Annotated in this window: 16 protein-coding genes and 1 pseudogene; 6 read left to right on the plus strand and 11 right to left on the minus strand. The window is 52.9% G+C overall.

All coding sequences use genetic code 11. The features are described 5' to 3' along the window. Positions 1-73: 73 nt before the first annotated feature. Positions 74-493, minus strand: coding sequence for a DUF4870 family protein (locus AC0VXT_RS03960; protein ID WP_475547592.1), 420 nt, complete (start codon positions 491-493; stop codon positions 74-76). Positions 494-720: 227 nt separating this feature from the next. Between AC0VXT_RS03960 and gor the strand changes: the two genes are divergently transcribed. Further along, the gene (gene gor / locus AC0VXT_RS03965; RefSeq protein ID WP_475547593.1) at positions 721-2,082 is read left to right on the plus strand and encodes a glutathione-disulfide reductase; all 1,362 of its coding nucleotides are present in this window, start codon (positions 721-723) and stop codon (positions 2,080-2,082) included. Between the two features lie 76 nt (positions 2,083-2,158). Here gor and AC0VXT_RS03970 read toward each other — a convergent pair whose 3' ends face one another. After that, the gene (locus tag AC0VXT_RS03970; RefSeq protein ID WP_475547594.1) at positions 2,159-2,623 is read right to left on the minus strand and encodes an Lrp/AsnC family transcriptional regulator; all 465 of its coding nucleotides are present in this window, start codon (positions 2,621-2,623) and stop codon (positions 2,159-2,161) included. A 160-nt stretch (positions 2,624-2,783) separates the two neighbouring features. Here AC0VXT_RS03970 and AC0VXT_RS03975 point away from each other — a divergent pair, with 160 nt between their 5' ends. Continuing rightward, positions 2,784-3,800 carry a 1-aminocyclopropane-1-carboxylate deaminase gene (locus tag AC0VXT_RS03975; protein WP_475547595.1) on the plus strand — a complete coding sequence of 339 codons (1,017 nt, stop codon included), beginning with the start codon at positions 2,784-2,786 and terminating at the stop codon, positions 3,798-3,800. Positions 3,801-3,867: 67 nt separating this feature from the next. On the opposite strand, the gene AC0VXT_RS03980 is transcribed toward AC0VXT_RS03975, so the two are convergent. The 4 genes from AC0VXT_RS03980 to AC0VXT_RS03995 all read right to left on the minus strand — a co-directional run bounded on the left by AC0VXT_RS03980 (position 3,868) and on the right by AC0VXT_RS03995 (position 7,637). Beyond that, the gene (locus AC0VXT_RS03980) at positions 3,868-5,175 is read right to left on the minus strand and encodes a TRAP transporter large permease (RefSeq protein ID WP_022734044.1); all 1,308 of its coding nucleotides are present in this window, start codon (positions 5,173-5,175) and stop codon (positions 3,868-3,870) included. 74 nt (positions 5,176-5,249) lie between these two features. Further along, complete coding sequence (locus AC0VXT_RS03985) at positions 5,250-5,855, minus strand: TRAP transporter small permease subunit (protein ID WP_276653840.1); 606 nt, start codon at positions 5,853-5,855, stop codon at positions 5,250-5,252. Positions 5,856-6,012: 157 nt separating this feature from the next. Further along, a complete protein-coding gene (locus tag AC0VXT_RS03990; RefSeq protein ID WP_022734042.1) occupies positions 6,013-7,041 on the minus strand; it encodes a TRAP transporter substrate-binding protein in 1,029 nt (342 codons plus the stop codon). Further along, positions 7,038-7,637: a gluconokinase gene (locus AC0VXT_RS03995; protein ID WP_475547596.1), complete on the minus strand. Its 600-nt coding sequence runs from the start codon at positions 7,635-7,637 to the stop codon at positions 7,038-7,040. Before AC0VXT_RS03995 ends, AC0VXT_RS03990 begins: the two co-directional genes overlap by 4 nt. Before the next feature lie 167 nt (positions 7,638-7,804). Here AC0VXT_RS03995 and AC0VXT_RS04000 point away from each other — a divergent pair, with 167 nt between their 5' ends. Continuing rightward, positions 7,805-8,740 carry a LacI family DNA-binding transcriptional regulator gene (locus tag AC0VXT_RS04000; protein ID WP_475547597.1) on the plus strand — a complete coding sequence of 312 codons (936 nt, stop codon included), beginning with the start codon at positions 7,805-7,807 and terminating at the stop codon, positions 8,738-8,740. A gap of 92 nt (positions 8,741-8,832) precedes the next feature. On the opposite strand, the gene AC0VXT_RS04005 is transcribed toward AC0VXT_RS04000, so the two are convergent. After that, positions 8,833-9,414, minus strand: a complete 582-nt coding sequence (locus AC0VXT_RS04005; RefSeq protein ID WP_475547598.1) for an IMPACT family protein — start codon at positions 9,412-9,414, stop codon at positions 8,833-8,835. Positions 9,415-9,470: 56 nt separating this feature from the next. Beyond that, entirely contained in the window at positions 9,471-10,214 is a 744-nt protein-coding gene (locus AC0VXT_RS04010) for a sulfite exporter TauE/SafE family protein (protein ID WP_475547599.1), read from the minus strand. A gap of 368 nt (positions 10,215-10,582) precedes the next feature. On the opposite strand from AC0VXT_RS04010, the pseudogene AC0VXT_RS04015 reads away from it, so the two are divergent. Both AC0VXT_RS04015 and AC0VXT_RS04020 read left to right on the plus strand, forming a co-directional pair. Next, positions 10,583-11,966, plus strand: a pseudogene (locus AC0VXT_RS04015) (class II 3-deoxy-7-phosphoheptulonate synthase). Positions 11,967-12,287: 321 nt separating this feature from the next. After that, a complete protein-coding gene (locus AC0VXT_RS04020; RefSeq protein WP_475547600.1) occupies positions 12,288-12,773 on the plus strand; it encodes a hypothetical protein in 486 nt (161 codons plus the stop codon). 103 nt (positions 12,774-12,876) lie between these two features. Here AC0VXT_RS04020 and AC0VXT_RS04025 read toward each other — a convergent pair whose 3' ends face one another. Genes AC0VXT_RS04025 through AC0VXT_RS04035 form a run of 3 tightly spaced genes read right to left on the minus strand, consistent with a single transcriptional unit; the run spans position 12,877 to position 15,182 of the window. Continuing rightward, on the minus strand, positions 12,877-13,452 hold the full coding sequence (locus AC0VXT_RS04025) for a hypothetical protein (protein WP_475547601.1): 576 nt from the start codon (positions 13,450-13,452) through the stop codon (positions 12,877-12,879). A gap of 5 nt (positions 13,453-13,457) precedes the next feature. Then, positions 13,458-14,819: a M48 family metalloprotease gene (locus AC0VXT_RS04030; protein ID WP_475547602.1), complete on the minus strand. Its 1,362-nt coding sequence runs from the start codon at positions 14,817-14,819 to the stop codon at positions 13,458-13,460. Between the two features lie 18 nt (positions 14,820-14,837). Further along, positions 14,838-15,182: a YbjQ family protein gene (locus AC0VXT_RS04035; RefSeq protein WP_101301946.1), complete on the minus strand. Its 345-nt coding sequence runs from the start codon at positions 15,180-15,182 to the stop codon at positions 14,838-14,840. Positions 15,183-15,422: 240 nt separating this feature from the next. On the opposite strand from AC0VXT_RS04035, the gene AC0VXT_RS04040 reads away from it, so the two are divergent. Then, positions 15,423-17,099 (plus strand): NAD+ synthase, encoded by a 1,677-nt coding sequence (locus AC0VXT_RS04040; protein ID WP_475547603.1) that lies wholly within the window; start codon positions 15,423-15,425, stop codon positions 17,097-17,099. The last annotated feature ends 2 nt before the right edge of the window (positions 17,100-17,101 follow it).

Consider the following 17,101-nt stretch of genomic DNA (forward strand, 5'->3'; position numbering starts at 1 on the left):
TAGCGATGTGGGGAGTCGGGTGCAATCAGACAAAGCCGATTGCACCAAGTTATTGCCTTAAACCCGGCTGGGCTTAACCAAACAACCAGCTGCGCGGATTATCAATCGGGCGACCACTAAGGGCCCGCAAAAGACCAATGACGTTGCGACCGACAAACCATGCGGTGACGAAAAGCCCCATAAGTCCGACAACAGCCCAGCCAATAAGCGGGATCCAGCCAATCACAAAGGTAAAGAACCCAAGTATGATGGCATAGAGGATGCTGATCCAGAAGGTGCGAATAAGGAACGTGTAGTGGCTGTTGGTCCAGTGATCGTCGTCTTCGCGTGCGACATAAGACACGATCAGCGCAATCAACCCGGTGGCAAAGGCGGTAAACAAGGTCGCAATCATCAAGCCATAGCAGACAAGAGCGGTATTGCCGCCACGTTCATCGACAAAGCTTGGTGCAGTGTTAAAGGACGCGTCCTGACCGTGCATTTGGTCGTTCATAAAGATAATCCTGTATCGTTTTTGCAATCCCCATTGCGTCTATTCAACATATAGCGAGAAAGTTTAAAAATGCTATCTCTGGTTGGCGGTACTACGATCCTGTTGCGATTGGCATATGCGGTAACGGGAATTTTACGGCAATAATCCCTGATTATGCCTCGACTCTTGGGATTATCTGCCTACATTTGGCGCCATATCACAAAATGACCGAGAATAAGGATCGTCGTATGTCCGACTATGATTTTGATTTGTTTGTTATTGGTGCCGGATCGGGCGGTGTGCGTGCGGCCCGTGTTGCATCCGGCTATGGGGCCAAGGTCGCCATCGCCGAAGAAAGCCGCGTTGGCGGCACCTGCGTTATCCGGGGCTGCGTGCCCAAGAAACTGTTGGTCTATGGCGCGCATTTTGCCGAAGATTTCGAAGATGCATCGGCCTATGGCTGGACCCTTCCCGGCGAGCCGACCTTTAGCTGGAAAACCCTGATCGCCAATAAGGACAAGGAAATTGATCGCCTGAACGGCATCTATCACAAGCTTCTGGCCGGATCGAACGTCACACTGTTTGAACATCGTGCGACATTTAAGGATGCACATACCGTTGTCGTCGATGGCAAGGACGTCACCGCCGAACGTATCCTGGTTGCAGTGGGCGGCCACCCGACCACGCCAGACATCCCCGGTGCCGAGCACGCAATCACCTCGAATGAGGCGTTCCACCTTGAGGAACAGCCAAAACGCATCGTGATTGTTGGCGGTGGTTATATCGCGGTCGAATTTGCCGGTATTTTTGCCGGTCTGGGATCACAGGTCACCCAACTTTATCGCAGTGAACAAATCCTGCGCGGCTTTGATAACGACATCCGTAATCATCTGGCCGAGGAAATCGTTAAAAAGGGTGTTGATCTGCGTCTGAACACCAATGTCACCGCGATTGCCAAGCAATCGGACGGCACCCTGAAACTGACTTTGACCGGCGGCGGCGAGATGGAGGTGGACGCCATAATGTTCGCCACCGGACGCGCACCCAACACCAAGGGGCTTGGGCTTGAACAGGTCGGGATTGACACCAAGGACAATGGTGCGATCAAAATCAACAAGGGTCTGCAAACCAGTGTTGAAAACATTTATGCCGTAGGGGACGTCACCGACCATGTCCAACTGACTCCGATTGCGATCAAGGAAGGCATGGCCTTTGCCGATACCATCTATGGCGGTAAACCATCCGCGATGTCGTATCACGCCATCCCGACCGCTGTTTTCAGTCAGCCCCCGGTTGGCACGGTCGGCCTGTCCGAAGAAGAAGCACGCGCCAAGGGCGGTGAAGTGGTGATTTACAAATCCACCTTTAAGCCGATGCGTCACACGCTCTCAGGCCGCGATGAAAAAACGCTGATGAAATTGATCGTCGATAAAACCACGGACGTTGTGCTTGGCGCCCATATGGTCGGCCCGGACGCGGCGGAGATCATTCAGGGTATTGGCATTGCGGTGCGCATGGGTGCAACCAAGGCCCAGTTCGATCAAACTGTGGCGGTTCATCCTTCGGCGGCCGAAGAATTTGTGACGATGCGCTTCCCGGTTGGCGATTAAAACCAAGGAAGCTGGATGTGATCCCAAGGCGACATTCATTGATCAGGATGTCGCCTTTTTTGTTTCCTGATATTGGTCAAAACGCCAACGGCGCGTTATCGACGACTTCTTTCATGACAAAAAATGTCCGCGTTTGGCGCACACCGGGCAGGGCAATCAGTTGATCGCCGTGCAGATGATTGAAATCCGCCATGTCGCGCACGCGGATTTTAAGGAAATAGTCGAAATCCCCGGCCACCAGATGGCAATCAAGGATAAACGGTAACGCGCGGCAGGCGGCTTCAAACGCGCCAAAGCTTTCTGGTGTTGAGCGATCCAGCACCACACCGACCATCACCAGTGCCCCGCGATCTACTTTGTGGGGCGCGATCTGAGCGCGGACGTTCTGGATATAGCCGTCTTCAAACAAACGCTGGGTTCGGCGGTGGCAAGTTGCGGCACTGACATTGACCCGTTTGGCGATTTCCGCATTGCCCGTGCGACCATCTTGCTGCAACAGGCGTAAAATCTTGTAATCAATCTTGTCTAGCTCTGAGGGCATGCAATATCCTTTCATTTTGATGTAATATTGTGGAAGGATATCCATATTAAATGGTTAAAGTAAGTCTTGGGCGGAAATTATTGTCTTAAACTCGAGAGCACCTTTCATATTGGCTGCGCTAGCCTGAACACGGTTCCAATCCGTTTTCAGGGAGTGCTCGATGAACTTGAACAAGTTTGAAAAATACCCGCTGACCTTTGGCCCGACGCCGATTGAATCTCTGCCGCGTTTGTCCGAACATCTTGGCGGCGATGTCGCATTGTATGCCAAGCGCGAAGATTGCAATTCCGGTCTGGCTTTTGGCGGTAACAAGGTCCGTAAGATGGAATATATCGTGCCTGATGCGATCAAATCGGGTGCCGATACGTTGGTGACGATTGGTGGCGTGCAATCCAACCACACACGGCAGGTTGCTGCTATTGCTGCGAAGATTGGTATGAAATGCCGTCTGGTTCAGGAAAGCTGGGTGCCATTTAACGACGCGGTTTATGACCGGGTTGGCAATATCTTGATGAGCCGCGTCATGGGGGCGGAGATTGAGCTGGTCGATGAAGGTTTCGACATTGGTATTCGCGAAAGTTGGGAAGCCGCCCTTGCGGATGTAAAAGCCAATGGCGGGGTGCCTTATCCAATCCCGGCTGGCGCATCGGTGCATAAATATGGCGGTCTTGGCTTTGTTGGCTTTGCCGAAGAGGTCCGCGCCCAAGAAGCCGAGCTTGGCTTTAAGTTCGATTATGTCGTTGTTTGTACCGTTACCGGGTCAACCCATGCGGGGATGGCGGTTGGCTTTGCTGCCGATGGCCGGGCGGACAAGGTGGTGGGGATTGATGCCTCGGCCACACCAGAACAAACCCGTGAACAGGTTCTGGCAATTGCACAGAAAACCGCCGACCTAGTCGAGCTTGATGGTGGCATTTCTGATCGCGACATTACATTAATCGAGGATTATGCCTATCCACTGTACGGTGTGCCGTCCGATGAAACCAACGAAGCGATCCGTCTTTGCGGTCGTCTTGAAGGCATGATGACAGATCCGGTTTATGAAGGAAAATCGATGCAAGGCATGATTGATCTGGTGCGCAAGGGCTATTTCCCCAAGGGATCTAGGGTGCTTTATGCCCATCTTGGCGGGGTGCCTGCGATTAATGCTTATAGCTATCTCTATCGCAACGGCTAGCGCGGTTAGATCATACTGGATGGCAAAAATGAACAAAGGCGGAGCCTGTTGGCTCCGCCTTTGTGTGTTAGCGTCCGGTAATGCCCGGGAAGATGATCAGCAGGGCGACCGCCAAAATCTGCAAACAGATAAACGGCAGCAATGACTTGAAAATATCGCCCAGTGATATGTCGGGGGGCGCTACGGATTTAAGGTAAAACGCGGCGGGCCCGAACGGCGGTGACAGGAAGCTGACCTGCATGTTCATGGCAAACAGCACCCCGAACCAGATCGGGTCGTAACCGAGGTCTTTAACGATCGGGACAAAGATCGGCATGGTCAAAAGCGCAATGCCGACCCAGTCAAGGAACATCCCGAGGATAAACAGGATCAGCATCATGAACAGAATGATGGTGGTTGGGTCGTCCGAAATGCCCGTAATCAGGGCCGAAACAAACTTGATCCCGCCCATCAGGTTAAACACGCCGACAAGGGCGGATGCGCCAATCCCGATCCAGACAATCATGCCACAGGTCGAAAGTGTTTGAAGGGCCGCACTTTTAAGCATCGCGAGCGAAAATTCACGCCGGACAATGGTCGATGCAATAACCCCGGCAACCCCAACGGCCGATGCCTCGGTCACGGATGCGATGCCGCCATAGATCGAGCCAAGAACACAGAACACGACCAGCATCGGCAAGAACAGACCTTTAAGCAGACGCAGTTTCTCTTCGCGCGGGATATGTTCGGTTTTCGGCGGTGGGGCAATGTTTTTGCCGGTATAAGAACGGAACAGGATATAGGCGACATAAAAGCCCGCCAGCATGAAGCCCGGAATAAAGGCCGAGGTAAACAGATCACCAATAGATACGTTTGCCGTCAGACCATAAATAATCAGGACAATCGATGGCGGGACCATGGTGCCAAGCGACCCACCGGCACAAACCACCCCGATAGCAAGGTTTTTATCGTACCCCTGACGCAGCATCTGGGGCAGGGCAAGCATGCCAAGCAACACGATTTCGCCACCGATAATGCCACTCATGGCAGCAAGAATGACGGCAACAAAGATCGTCTGAACCGCAACCCCGCCCTTAAGACGCCCGCCAAACAGGCGCATGGCATCAAACAGATCGCGGGCAATGCCCGATCGATCTAGGATGGCCGCCATCATGACGAACATCGGGACGGAAACAAAAACAAAGGATGAAACGAATGAAAATACCCTGCTGGTGATCAATGGCACCGCCATCGGGCCAAACCAGCCAAGGGTGAATATAAGGGCGATCAGAAGCGTTACGAACGCAAGCGGCATGCCCGTTAGAAGAAAACCAAGCAGCAGGACGAACATGGCAAGTGTGCCGTATTCAATGCCTAGGGACTGTAATTCAAACATTTAATCTATCCTGTCGCGCCGATCAGATGGGTGACCGTGCAATGACTGATGGGGGTATCAACTTGAAACGGGTGTCATTCTTTCGCGGTCGCGGGCATGACAGGCGTTTTGCGGACATAATTGATGGCATGTATCAGAAACTGAACCACCAGCAGGATCAGGATCACCAGCAAGAACAGTTTCAGTATGCCCGGATAGGGAGCGTTAAACGCACTGCCTGTGGTTTCAAAATGAATGTCACCTGTCGGGGTGAGTGTTGCGCGTTTGACCATAAGCCATGCCGCCCAGGCAAAGAAACCCGATGCCGTCATGCAGACAATCGAAATGGCGACATCAAGGGATTTGCGCATTTTCGGCCCGACAATGTCATAGAAAATGACAACCCGGATATGTTTGTCACGCGCGGCACAATAAAGCCCGCCGAACACGAAGCCGATGGCAGACAGGAAGGTCGTGGTTTCATGGACCCACAGCGTGGGGCTATTGAAAACATGACGCATGAAAATTTCAAAAATCAGAATGCCCATGGCAAGTATGAAGCCATAGGCAAAAACCGAACTAACCTTATCCACTGCGTGACCCATCAGGCCGGAAACTTCCGGAACCTGTTCGGGGAGTGCATCAGGTACGATGCTTGCGGGGATATCATTATGTGTCGGGTCTACAGGGCTGACAGCCATATTCAGCATTCCTTGCGATGCGGTGAATACAATCCGGCAACAGGGAGGACCTCGTCACCCGGTATCGTCTCTTATACAGGATGCGGCCGGATTGTATTCAAGTCGTTACCGGCGGACATGATCCATGCCGCCGGTAAACCGTCTTGTGATCAAAAGATTAGATCATGCCCTGTGCGGTCAGGTATTTGACCAGGGTGTCATAAACGCGCTGTGCGTCTTCTGAACGTGCTGCCACTTTTTCCCACTGGCTGGTGGCAATCTGGCGGAATTTGGCACGCTCTTCGGCAGACCAGTTATGGATGGTGACACCACCGTCTTTACGGGCAGCAGCAACAGCTTCCATGTCTTTCATCGCAAGACGTGCGTCCATGTCATGGGCAAGATCACGGATGGACATTTCCAGGATGGCCTGGAGGTCTGCTGGCATCGAATCCCATTTGGTCTTGTTGACCGAAACTTCCAGCATCGGCATGGAATGGAAGCCCGGATAGACAGGATGTTTGGCAATGTCATGCAGGCCCATCGCCTGGTTGGTCGAGAACACGGTGGCATCCGCCGCATCAATCACTTTTTTATCAAGGGACGTAAAGACTTCGGACTGCGGGATGTTCACCGGCGAAGCACCAGCTGCGGCAAATACCTGCTGTACCATGCCTTCAGGGGCACGCATTTTCAGGCCCTTAAGATCGGCAACGCCATCAAGCGGGACCGATGATACAAAGGCTTCGAGACCCGGAGTAACGGCACCGATGAACTGCAAGCCACGTGGGTTCAAAAGGCTGTTCATCAGTTCTTTGCCGCCGCCATATTCGACGAAACGCAGCATTTCAGATGGTGCAGACCATGCACCGACCGGGTTTGCAATCAGGCCGAAAGCCGGATCTTTACCGGAGAAATAGCTGGTGTCGGTGATGTGGCCGTCAAGAATGCCGGCTGCGATGGCATCTTGTGTTTCGGCATGTTCAACGATCGAGTTGACCGGAAGCATTTCAACTTCAACACGGCCACCGGTCATAACGCCAACGCGTTTTGCCCAGTCCTGTTCCAATTCAAAGTTTGGAACGCCAGCAGAGTCACTCGACTGCATTTTAAGGGTGAATTCCTGCGCATTGGCCGAAAACGGGGCCGCTGCAATCAGGCTGGCAACAAAGGTTGCTCCTACGAGCGATTTAAGGGTCTTGGTCATGTATCTTCTCCCTGGAATACCGGTTTTCCGGCGGTGTTTTCTTTGACAAAGGAAGGACTGCTGTTTTCGCTGGCCTTTAAACGTTCGGTGACCGTGGCAACAACAGTATCGATCGGGGCATCTATCGAGACAGTCACGCAGTTCTCGTCCGGCCCCGGCGGTTCGAGGACTGCAAGCTGACTGTCTAGCAGTGCGGACGGCATGAAATGTCCTACCCGGCTTTCAAGCCGCGTTTGGATCACATCACGTGTGCCGTCCAAAAACACAAATGTCGCCGGGCTGAGTTTCCGGCATAAAAAATCGCGGTAGCTTTGCTTGAGCGCAGAACAGGCGATAAAAACAGTGTCTGAACACAGGTCCGACGCACGGGTGTCTGCCTTTGCAAGGGCCGCATCGGCAACCGCGGCTAGCCATGGCCAGCGCATGTCATCGGTAAGCGGTTTGCCGCTGCGCATATGTTCGACGTTTTCAATCGGATGATGATCGTCGGCATCAAGCCACTGGCTGCGGGTTGCCTTTGCAACGCGCCGGGCGATTTCGGTTTTTCCCGACCCCGAGACGCCCATAACAACGACATAGCTGATCTGCCGATCCATCAAGATATTTCCGCCCGACTCTTTTTTATAAAAGGGCAGCTTTACGCTTTTGTTTGCCCTGTTGTTTGCGATGTTAGCGCTAACATAATGTTAGCGCTAACATCGAGTCAACAGCCTAATTCACAAGAGACTTGTCCATTATCAAAAGACGTAATAAATGTAAGGGTATGAGGAAACGCAAAGGGGCCGGGCGGCCAACAATTGCTGATGTTGCCAACAAGGCCGGGGTCAGCACCATCACCGTTTCACGCGCCTTGCGCGATCCATCAATGGTGTCCGATCACCTGCGCCGTAAAATCAACAATGCGGTGCGAAAACTCAATTATGTGCCCCATTCGCATGCCAGTGCGTTGGCATCAACGCGGTCCAATATTATCGGTGTGATCGTGCCGTCTCTGACCAATAACGTCTTTGCCGAAAGTTTGCGCGCGATTTACGACGCGTTCGGTCAGGGCGCGTTTCAGGTTCAACTGGGCAACTCGCGCTACGTCCCGGCCGAAGAAGAACGACTGGTGCGCACATTTTTGGGGCAGCGCCCATCGGCGATGATTGTTGCCGGAACCGATCAGACAGATGTAACCCGTCAATTGTTGGAAAATGCCGAATGTCCGGTGGTGCAAATCATGGATGTTGGCGATGACCCGATTGATATGATTGTTGGCTTTTCGCATTTTGAGGGCGGTAAGGCCGCCGGGCTTCATCTGGTGCAGCAAGGGTATAAGCGCATTGGTTTTCTTGGTGCGCGTATGGACCCAAGGTCACATCGCCGTCTTGAAGGATTTAAGGAAGCCCTTCAGTTCGGGGGGCGCTATGACCCTGATCTGATTATGACCACCACCGTATCATCAAGTGTTTCACTTGGGGCTGAACTGATCGCACAGTTTTGCGCCCGGCGTCCTGATCTGGACGCGGTTTTTTGTAACAATGATGACATGGCGCTTGGTGCCTTGTTTGGCTGCCAGAAGGCAGGGCTTTCCGTTCCCGACGACATCGGGATTATCGGGTTTAACGATCTTGAAATGATGGCGGCAGCCCACCCATCGCTGACCTCAATCCGCACGGATCGTTATGCGATTGGCAGACATGCGGTTGAGATGATTTAATCCGTCCTTTCGGGCGAAACCCCGGACAAAAAGATTGTCGATCTCGGATTTGAATTACAGGTCCGCCAAAGCACGTCACGCGCTGCGAAAGCTTAATCTTCTGTCTTCTCGGGTGGCGAAAAGCGTGCGGAAAGTTCTTTCAGGGTGTCACGCGGTCCGGCGATTTTGATACGTGTGCCTGTGGTGTCAAATTGCCGGTCCAGCACCGTGATCCCATCCTGACCACAGGCCTGTTCGAGTGTTCCGGCATCGGAAAATTCGGCAAAAAGCTCGGCTTCGCCTTGCTGGATGTAATCGATAATCTCGGCTTCGCTACAGGCGGCATTGGCCGCACCGCTATAGGCGCGCACAAGCCCGCCCGTACCAAGTTTTGTGCCGCCAAAATAACGCGTAACAATGACCGCGACATTGATCAGGTCGCGTCCTTGCAAGACCTTAAGGCAGGGAACACCCGATGTGCCGGATGGTTCGCCGTCATCCTTGCCATGTTCAATTAGCTGTTCTTCATCATTGAGATAACGATAGGCCGTGACGTGGTGATTGGCTTTGGGGTGAAGACTGCGCAGTTCCCCGATGCGCGTTGCAAGGTCTTCATAGAAAACCAGCTCGGCCAGAAAACGTGATTTCTTTTCTTCGGTTTCGGCATAAGCCGGTCGGGCAATTGTTTTCATCATGCGTTGATAGCAAAGCCTTGGCCGGATCGCTAGTAAGGTGTCGCTAGAAGATAGTGCTAAAGAGTCGCGTACTTACCAATCAGCATCACGCCAAAAATGATCAGCATGACCAGAACGACCTTGCGGAAGGTGGCGGCATCCATGCGGTTACGCACGATGCCGCCGAGCTTGGTCCCCAAAAACACCGGTATCAGTCCGGCAAGTGATATCCAGACGGAATCAAGTGTCATCAGCCCCAGACGCGACAGGCCAAAGGCCATGACGATGCTTGATAAGCTAAAGGAAATGTTGATCGCCTGAATGAAGCGTTTGGGATCAAGCCGGACCGACAGTAGAAACGGCAAAACCGGCATAACCTGTGACCCGGTAATGCCATTGACCAATCCGGTGGCAAAGCCCGAAATCGGCGCAATGCGGTCGGCAACGCGATCTGACATCGGGCGACCGGGGCGCAATAGCGTAAACATCCCGTAATTCATCAGCACCAGTCCCAATATGGCCCCAGCCATCAGGCCATCGACCATTTCCAGGACGGCAAGCCCGATCAGAAGTCCCGGAATGGTCGCCAGAAACATTGGCCAAAAGCGACTGACGGTTTCGCGGAAATGTCCGGCTTGCACCATGATAATGCTGTTGCTGACCAATGACGGGATGATCACAAGCGGCATGGCGGCCTTTAACCCGATGCCAAGTGCCAGAATTGGCAGGGCCGATGTCGAGAACCCCAAGCCCGTTGCACCCTTTACGAATGCCGCAATAAAATAGGCGCAGGCAATAATGGCAATTGTTTCTATGGACATCGGGTTTCCGAATGATGGTGGCTGGCGCGGCGCAGTGTGCCCTTTATCTTTGCGATGCGCAAATGGTCTGATGATTGCGGATCGGCGGATTCGCACATACATCAATGTCAGGAGCAAGAGGCAATCGGCGACCACCCCATCGCAAATTGCTGGTCTTGAGTGGAATTTTGCGTGAATTTTATGTGTCTTGGCAAAAAATTGCGGGTTTTTATCATCCTTAAGTCGAGAAGGGGTGGAAATGCGGTGGTAAAACCCGTATCAAGTTTGGCCCGGTTAAATGACCGACGGCACGGCGGAATTCCGCTGGCGAAGTGGATTTGTGTTATAATGCGGCATGACAATGATCATGCACGATTGAGAGGAAGCAAATGAGCAAGAGCTGGAGCATTGATAGCTGGCGCAACCTGCCTGTAAAGCAGATGCCGACTTATCCGGATGCACAGGCCCTCGGGGCCGTAGAGCAAGAAGCTCGGCAGCTATCCTCCTTTGGTATTTGCTGGCGAAGCACGCGCGTTGAAAGAAAAGCTTGGTGCGGTTGCAGAAGGCAAGGCCTTCCTGCTGCAGGGCGGCGATTGCGCCGAGAGCTTTAAGGAATTTCATCCCAACAACATCCGCGACACCTTTAAGGTCATGTTGCAGATGGCGGTTGTTCTGACCTATGGCGCAGCATGCCCGGTGGTCAAGGTCGGTCGTATGGCCGGTCAATTTGCCAAACCGCGTTCGGCCGATACCGAAACCATCAATGGTGTTGAACTGCCAAGTTACCGTGGTGACAACATCAACGGCATCGAGTTCACGCCAGAAGCCCGCATTCCCGACCCGCAGCGCCAGATCCGTGCCTATAACCAATCGGCATCGACGTTGAACCTTCTGCGTGCGTTTGCACAAGGGGGCTTTGCTGATCTCAGCAAAATCCACCGTTGGAACCTGTCATTTGTCGATGGCAGCCCGGCCGGTGAGCGTTATAGCAAAATGACCACCCAGATTGATGAAGCGGTTGCCTTCATGCAGGCGTGCGGCATCACTGCCGAAACCGCACCGCAGATGCGCGAAACCGATTTCTATACTTCCCACGAGGCGCTTTTGCTGGGCTATGAGCAGGCATTGACCCGTCAGGACAGTCTGACAGGGGATTGGTACGACTGTTCGGCGCACATGCTGTGGATCGGGGACCGGACACGTAAGGCCGATGAGGCCCATGTCGAATTCTTGCGCGGTGTGAACAACCCGATTGGCATGAAATGTGGCCCGACGATGGACGAGGATGATTTGATCCGTCTGATCGATATTCTGAACCCGAAAAACGAAGCTGGTCGTTTGACCCTGATTGCCCGCATGGGCGCAGAGAAGGTCAATGATCATCTGCCGCGTCTGGTCAAGCGTGTTAAGGCCGAAGGCCGCAAGGTGGTTTGGTCGTGCGATCCGATGCATGGCAACACGATCAAGGCCACCAACGGGTATAAAACCCGTCCGTTCGATGCGATTCTTTCGGAAGTTAAATCGTTCTTTGACGTGCACAAAGCCGAAGGGACCCATGCCGGGGGTGTTCATTTTGAAATGACCGGAACCGATGTGACCGAGTGCATCGGTGGGGCACGTGAAGTGACGGTAGACAGCCTGTCTGATCGTTATCACACCCATTGTGACCCGCGCCTGAATGGCGGGCAGGCATTGGAACTGGCGTTCCTGATGGCTGAGATGATCAAACAGGAACGCGATGATGCGCGTGAGCTGCTTGCGGCTTCTGCCTGATCTGTCTTGGGATTGATCTGTTTTGGCAAAGGCGTCCGGGAAACCGGGCGCCTTTGTTTTGTTAGCTATGGCACATGGTGGACCGGCGGTTGGTACTTGGTGCTGATGAGGTCCATGACATCCTTTAGACGTCAACTTTGAGGTCAGAACACGTTTTACGTGATTTTGTTGGTCTTCATTCGATTGAAAAACAGCAAATCCGCATCAATTGACGCTGATTGTTTCATTTTACCTCTACCCAACGGCATCGAATATTCTTAAGTATAGACAAATACAGGCTAATACCTGATGGATATTAGGGATTGAGGGTCGCACATAAATATGACGAATGAAGCGGATTTTGCTGCGTGGCAGAAAAAGGTTGAGGGAACGAATATTTCCTCCACGACGCTTTTGGCGACCGATTATCTGAATCACTTCAACGAAATCGTCATGTTGCTCGAAATGGTCCCTGACATGCCTGACATGATCGAGGATTGCAAAGAGTGGGCTCCAAAAAGCTATCAGGATCATTTCCGCGATAGTGCCTTTTCCGACCGCGAACTGGCGATTGAGGCCTATGATCATGTGCCAAGCCGGTTCCGCGATCCATTTGAAGAAACCATTAATCACCTCAATACGATTGTGGGCCACGCCAATACGCAGCTTGATGCGATCATTGCTGAGGGCAACGAGGAACTGCTGCGTGAAACCGCCAATGCCGTCACCAAATCGCTGCAACGGTTCATGGATGTTGCCAGCGGGATCATTCATGGATCGGCCAAAACCATGAGCCAGGACGAAATCGACGCTGCACTGGATTTGTAGCTTTCACGGTTCCTGCCAAAATCACATCGAAGACAAAACAAAACCGGGGCCACTGATGTCGCCCCGGTTTGTTTGATGTGTCTTGTTTCGGTGTCAATCGAGCCTAATTGGCCATATCAGCCAATTCACTATCCAAACGTTTGATTTCCGATTGCAGTAGCGGCAGGACGTCTCGACGGGCCGTGGCAACGATTGTTGTCATTTTTTCCATGGCTTTGCGGGCATAGCCATTTGCATTCTGCTGCATGAACAAAATGGTCATCTGTGCTTCGATATCGCCATAAAAGCGGCGCACACCGGTCAAAACTTTTGGGTTTACCTCAAGCGTGCGGTCGGAATAGCGCATGGTTTGCCAAACCATATCGTCGAGTTTGTGGGCTTCGCGCGGTGCTAGCGTTTGGGCGTGCCACGTCATCGGGGCCTCTGGATAATCGGCGATCCATGTTTCGACCTTTTCGATATTGTCGCCAAACTCAGCTTCGAGCGATTTTTCCAGATTGCTGACATCGGACATCGTCTGATACCGATCAAAGTCAACGGCGATCTGAAAACCCGCAAAACTTGCCAGATACACACCGATTATTGTGGATGCCAAAATGACGCATTGGGTGAGCCAAAACTCGATGTTCGGGCGACCACTTACGCTTAGGAAGCGGAAGGGGAAAAGAAATCCACGCATGGGTATCAGTCTTTCGTGGTTGTGAGGCTAAATTTACGGCCTTCCTCACGCGCGCTTTCCGGAATTTCGCCGGTACGCACAAGGAAGTCTTCGAAGGCTTCTTCCAGGTTGACAGGTTCGCCCATCGGAAGGTTTTGGTCGCGGGCCATTTTATACAGCCGGTCAACCCGGTCCTGCGGGTGCGGGTGGGTTGCCAGATAATCCATGACACTGTGCCCGCCCTGCATTTGACCAAGCTTTTCAAACGTTCGGGCAACTTCACCAACATGCCCATATTTCGCCATCAGGATTTTGAGGCTCCAATTATCGGCATCAAGTTCCTGACTGCGTGAATAATCAAGGTCGGTCAGCATTTTTGGCCAACCGGCAATCCAGGTGGTCAAAACCGCATCGGTCTGAAACATCATGGCTGACAGGGCAACGCCGACAACTTCGCGGCCCAATCCTTCAAGGTGATCGCGCCCGTTGTAATGGCCGATTTCATGACCCAGGATCGATAGCAGTTCATTTTCACTTTCGACCAGATCAATCATGCCCGTATGAACAAGGATCAATCCGCCGGGAAGGGCCGCAGCATTTGGTGTCGGATCGGGAACGATCACGACGTCAAAATCATAGGCCGCTGCCGGACCTAGAGCCGTTTTGGGGATCGAATTGATCAGATCAACCAGATAGTTTTCCGCCAGACTGCGGTCGTCTGAGGTGCGGTGATGGTTGATCAGCTCGGGTTCAAGCTGCGACCAGATGGCAACTTCGTCCTCGACCGAGATTTCATGGCTGGCCCATTCGACCAACAGGCCGCTGGCCGCATAAATTCCCCAGCAAATCAGAAGAAATGCCGTGCTTGCCGACAGGAATTCGACGAGCAGGTTACGGTGGCTGATATTGACCCCGTCATCGGGCAGCGCGGATGGAAAGCCGCCCTTTGGTCGATGATCGGTATAAAGGGCGGTGCCAGATACAATCATTTCGATCATGCCGCGACTTAGTTGTGCGGAATCAAACCGAATACCGATAATATGGCTGGCACCCTTGGCGTTGGTGCGCAGGCGCAACATGGCCTCGCGTTTGGCGCGGGTTATCGATGCTTCATGCGCACTAAGGCGCCCACCGACAAAAATGCGCAAACGTGCCAGAAGATTGCGAAAACGATCTTCGGCAATCACGACTTTGCCGGTTACCATGGCAGTGTCGTGCAGTTTTATGTCACCGGGAATGTTGCTTCCTGAATCAAGAACCTGCCGGGGCAGTAACGACTCATCGCGTTTTAGCGCGCGGTCATGTACCCCATCGGCCACGCGGCCGGTCAGATAGGCAATTCCGATCAGGATGGTCAGCAAAATTCCCGGAAGAATGATTTCTTCCATTTTTGGGAATCCTAACCGTTATTTCAGGCGAACAGCGGTGCCATAGGCGAAGATTTCAGCCGCTTTATAGGCAACCTGTGACGTGGCAAAATGCACATCAACAACAGCATCTGCATCAAGCTTTTTGGCCTGTTCGAGCATGCGGCTGGTCGCTTCGCTCTGCGCGTCGTCGAGAAGACGGGTATAGGACCGTACTTCACCGCCAAACAGGTTTTTGAATGCGGCAAAAATATCAAACAGGAAGTTGCGGCTTCTGACCGAACTGCCAAAAACAATGCCAAGGTTTTCGGAAGCTTCGCGTCCGGGGATATAGGAAACGGTGACGGCGGGCATAGGGGCCGTTGAATTTTTGGTGGTGCTCATGTGTTTGCTCGTATTTTAAATTTTGATTTTTTGTGCGCTGCACTTTACAGCGCGGGCAATAGAGCGATCTTTGATCGATTTTGCAAGTCATTATCAATTAGTGTTTGCTGATCCAAGGCGTTTAAACACAATGACTTGATCCGGTTTTGGGTGAAATTTTCCCGGCATTGCAAGTTTGGAACAGGCGATATTCGTTATTCGGCAATTGACAGCACGCGGGGGGGCTCCTATTCCAACATCATGACAAATATGCTTGCCATTGCGATTGCCCAGCTCAACCCGATTGTCGGTGATGTAACCGGTAACCGGGACAAGGTTGTGGCGGCCTGGGAAACTGCGGCTGATCAGGGCGCGGATATCGTTTTGTATTCTGAACTGGTTCTGTCGGGCTATCCGCCCGAGGATCTGGTGATGAAGCCTGCGTTCATGCGCCATCTGCGCGAAGCGGTGGATACGATTTGCACCCATACGGCCAAACGCACCAAGGGTCCGGCATTGCTGTTGACGACACCATGGGACATTGATGGCACACGCTTTAACGCAGTTCTTTTGATCGAGCAGGGCAAGATTGTTGACGTCCGGGCCAAGCAGGACCTGCCGAACTATGGCGTGTTTGATGAAAAGCGCGTCTTTGCCGCCGGTCCCATGCCCGAGCCGATTTCATTCAAGGGCGTCAAAATTGGTGTGCCAATCTGTGAAGATGTCTGGACGCCCAATGTGGTGGCCCATCTTGCCAAGGCTGGGACCGAGATTTTCCTCGTGCCCAACGGATCACCGTTTGAAGCCCACAAGGGGGGCTTGCGTCGTCAACTGATTGCAGACCGCGTCGGTGAAACCGGCGCGCCGATGATCTATTGCAACGAAGTGGGTGGTCAGGACGAGCTGGTTTTTGATGGCGGCTCGTTTGGTTTGAACGGTGATGGATCGCTTGGCGTTGCATTGCCGTGCTTTGCCGAGGGGGTTGTCACATCAAACTGGGTCAAGGGTGATGATGGCACATGGGCCTGCGCATCCGATGCGCCCAAGGTCGCACACCCGACCGGCCTTGATGCGATTTATCAGACCCTTGTTCTGGGCTTGCGTGACTACGTCAATAAAAATGGTTTTCCCGGCGTTGTCATTGGCATGTCGGGCGGGATCGACAGTGCGTTGTCGGCCGCGGTTGCGGTCGATGCGCTGGGATCGGATCGCGTGCGGCTGGTGATGATGCCGTCACCTTATACCTCGGCTGATAGCCTTGAGGATGCCGAACTGTGTGCGAATATGCTGCGAACCGGGATCGAAAGCATTAATATCGGTCCGGCAATGGGCGCGTTTGATCAAATGCTGGCTCCTGCATTTGAAGGACGTGATCCTGATATTGCCGAAGAAAACATTCAGGCCCGTTCGCGCGGGATGATCCTGATGGCGCTTTCAAACAAGTTTGGCCACATGGTGCTGACGACCGGCAATAAGTCGGAAATGTCGGTCGGCTATGCGACACTGTATGGCGACATGTGCGGTGGCTATTCTGTTTTGAAAGACCTTTATAAAACGACCGTGTTTGACCTATGCCATTGGCGCAATGAAAATACACCGGCTGGTGCGATGGGCCCGGATGGTATGGTGATCCCCGAACGGATCATTACCAAGCCGCCATCTGCTGAATTGCGGCCGGATCAGAAAGACGAAGACAGCCTGCCGCCTTATGATGTTCTTGATGATATTTTGCATCAGATGATTGAAGGTGAGCGGTCTGTACGCGATATCGTGGATAGCGGTCATGACGAGGCGACTGTGCGCCGGGTTTGGCGATTGCTCGATCGGGCGGAATATAAACGCCGTCAGGCCCCGCCGGGGGTCAAGATTACGCCGCGCGCCTTTGGCCGTGACAGACGCTATCCTATTACAAATGGTTTCACGAACCTCGTGACCTGAAC

The organism is Thalassospira sp. Z349TD_5, from assembly GCF_056173045.1.

What these genes read in the sequence shown, in the direction of transcription:
- AC0VXT_RS03960 (WP_475547592.1), bottom strand. Translation starts at nt 493, where the DNA reads ATGAACGACCAAATGCACGGTCAGGACGCGTCCTTTAACACTGCACCA.
- gor (WP_475547593.1), top strand. Translation starts at nt 721, where the DNA reads ATGTCCGACTATGATTTTGATTTGTTTGTTATTGGTGCCGGATCGGGC.
- AC0VXT_RS03970 (WP_475547594.1), bottom strand. Translation starts at nt 2,623, where the DNA reads ATGCCCTCAGAGCTAGACAAGATTGATTACAAGATTTTACGCCTGTTG.
- AC0VXT_RS03975 (WP_475547595.1), top strand. Translation starts at nt 2,784, where the DNA reads ATGAACTTGAACAAGTTTGAAAAATACCCGCTGACCTTTGGCCCGACG.
- AC0VXT_RS03980 (WP_022734044.1), bottom strand. Translation starts at nt 5,175, where the DNA reads ATGTTTGAATTACAGTCCCTAGGCATTGAATACGGCACACTTGCCATG.
- AC0VXT_RS03985 (WP_276653840.1), bottom strand. Translation starts at nt 5,855, where the DNA reads ATGGCTGTCAGCCCTGTAGACCCGACACATAATGATATCCCCGCAAGC.
- AC0VXT_RS03990 (WP_022734042.1), bottom strand. Translation starts at nt 7,041, where the DNA reads ATGACCAAGACCCTTAAATCGCTCGTAGGAGCAACCTTTGTTGCCAGC.
- AC0VXT_RS03995 (WP_475547596.1), bottom strand. Translation starts at nt 7,637, where the DNA reads ATGGATCGGCAGATCAGCTATGTCGTTGTTATGGGCGTCTCGGGGTCG.
- AC0VXT_RS04000 (WP_475547597.1), top strand. Translation starts at nt 7,805, where the DNA reads ATGAGGAAACGCAAAGGGGCCGGGCGGCCAACAATTGCTGATGTTGCC.
- AC0VXT_RS04005 (WP_475547598.1), bottom strand. Translation starts at nt 9,414, where the DNA reads ATGATGAAAACAATTGCCCGACCGGCTTATGCCGAAACCGAAGAAAAG.
- AC0VXT_RS04010 (WP_475547599.1), bottom strand. Translation starts at nt 10,214, where the DNA reads ATGTCCATAGAAACAATTGCCATTATTGCCTGCGCCTATTTTATTGCG.
- AC0VXT_RS04020 (WP_475547600.1), top strand. Translation starts at nt 12,288, where the DNA reads ATGACGAATGAAGCGGATTTTGCTGCGTGGCAGAAAAAGGTTGAGGGA.
- AC0VXT_RS04025 (WP_475547601.1), bottom strand. Translation starts at nt 13,452, where the DNA reads ATGCGTGGATTTCTTTTCCCCTTCCGCTTCCTAAGCGTAAGTGGTCGC.
- AC0VXT_RS04030 (WP_475547602.1), bottom strand. Translation starts at nt 14,819, where the DNA reads ATGGAAGAAATCATTCTTCCGGGAATTTTGCTGACCATCCTGATCGGA.
- AC0VXT_RS04035 (WP_101301946.1), bottom strand. Translation starts at nt 15,182, where the DNA reads ATGAGCACCACCAAAAATTCAACGGCCCCTATGCCCGCCGTCACCGTT.
- AC0VXT_RS04040 (WP_475547603.1), top strand. Translation starts at nt 15,423, where the DNA reads ATGACAAATATGCTTGCCATTGCGATTGCCCAGCTCAACCCGATTGTC.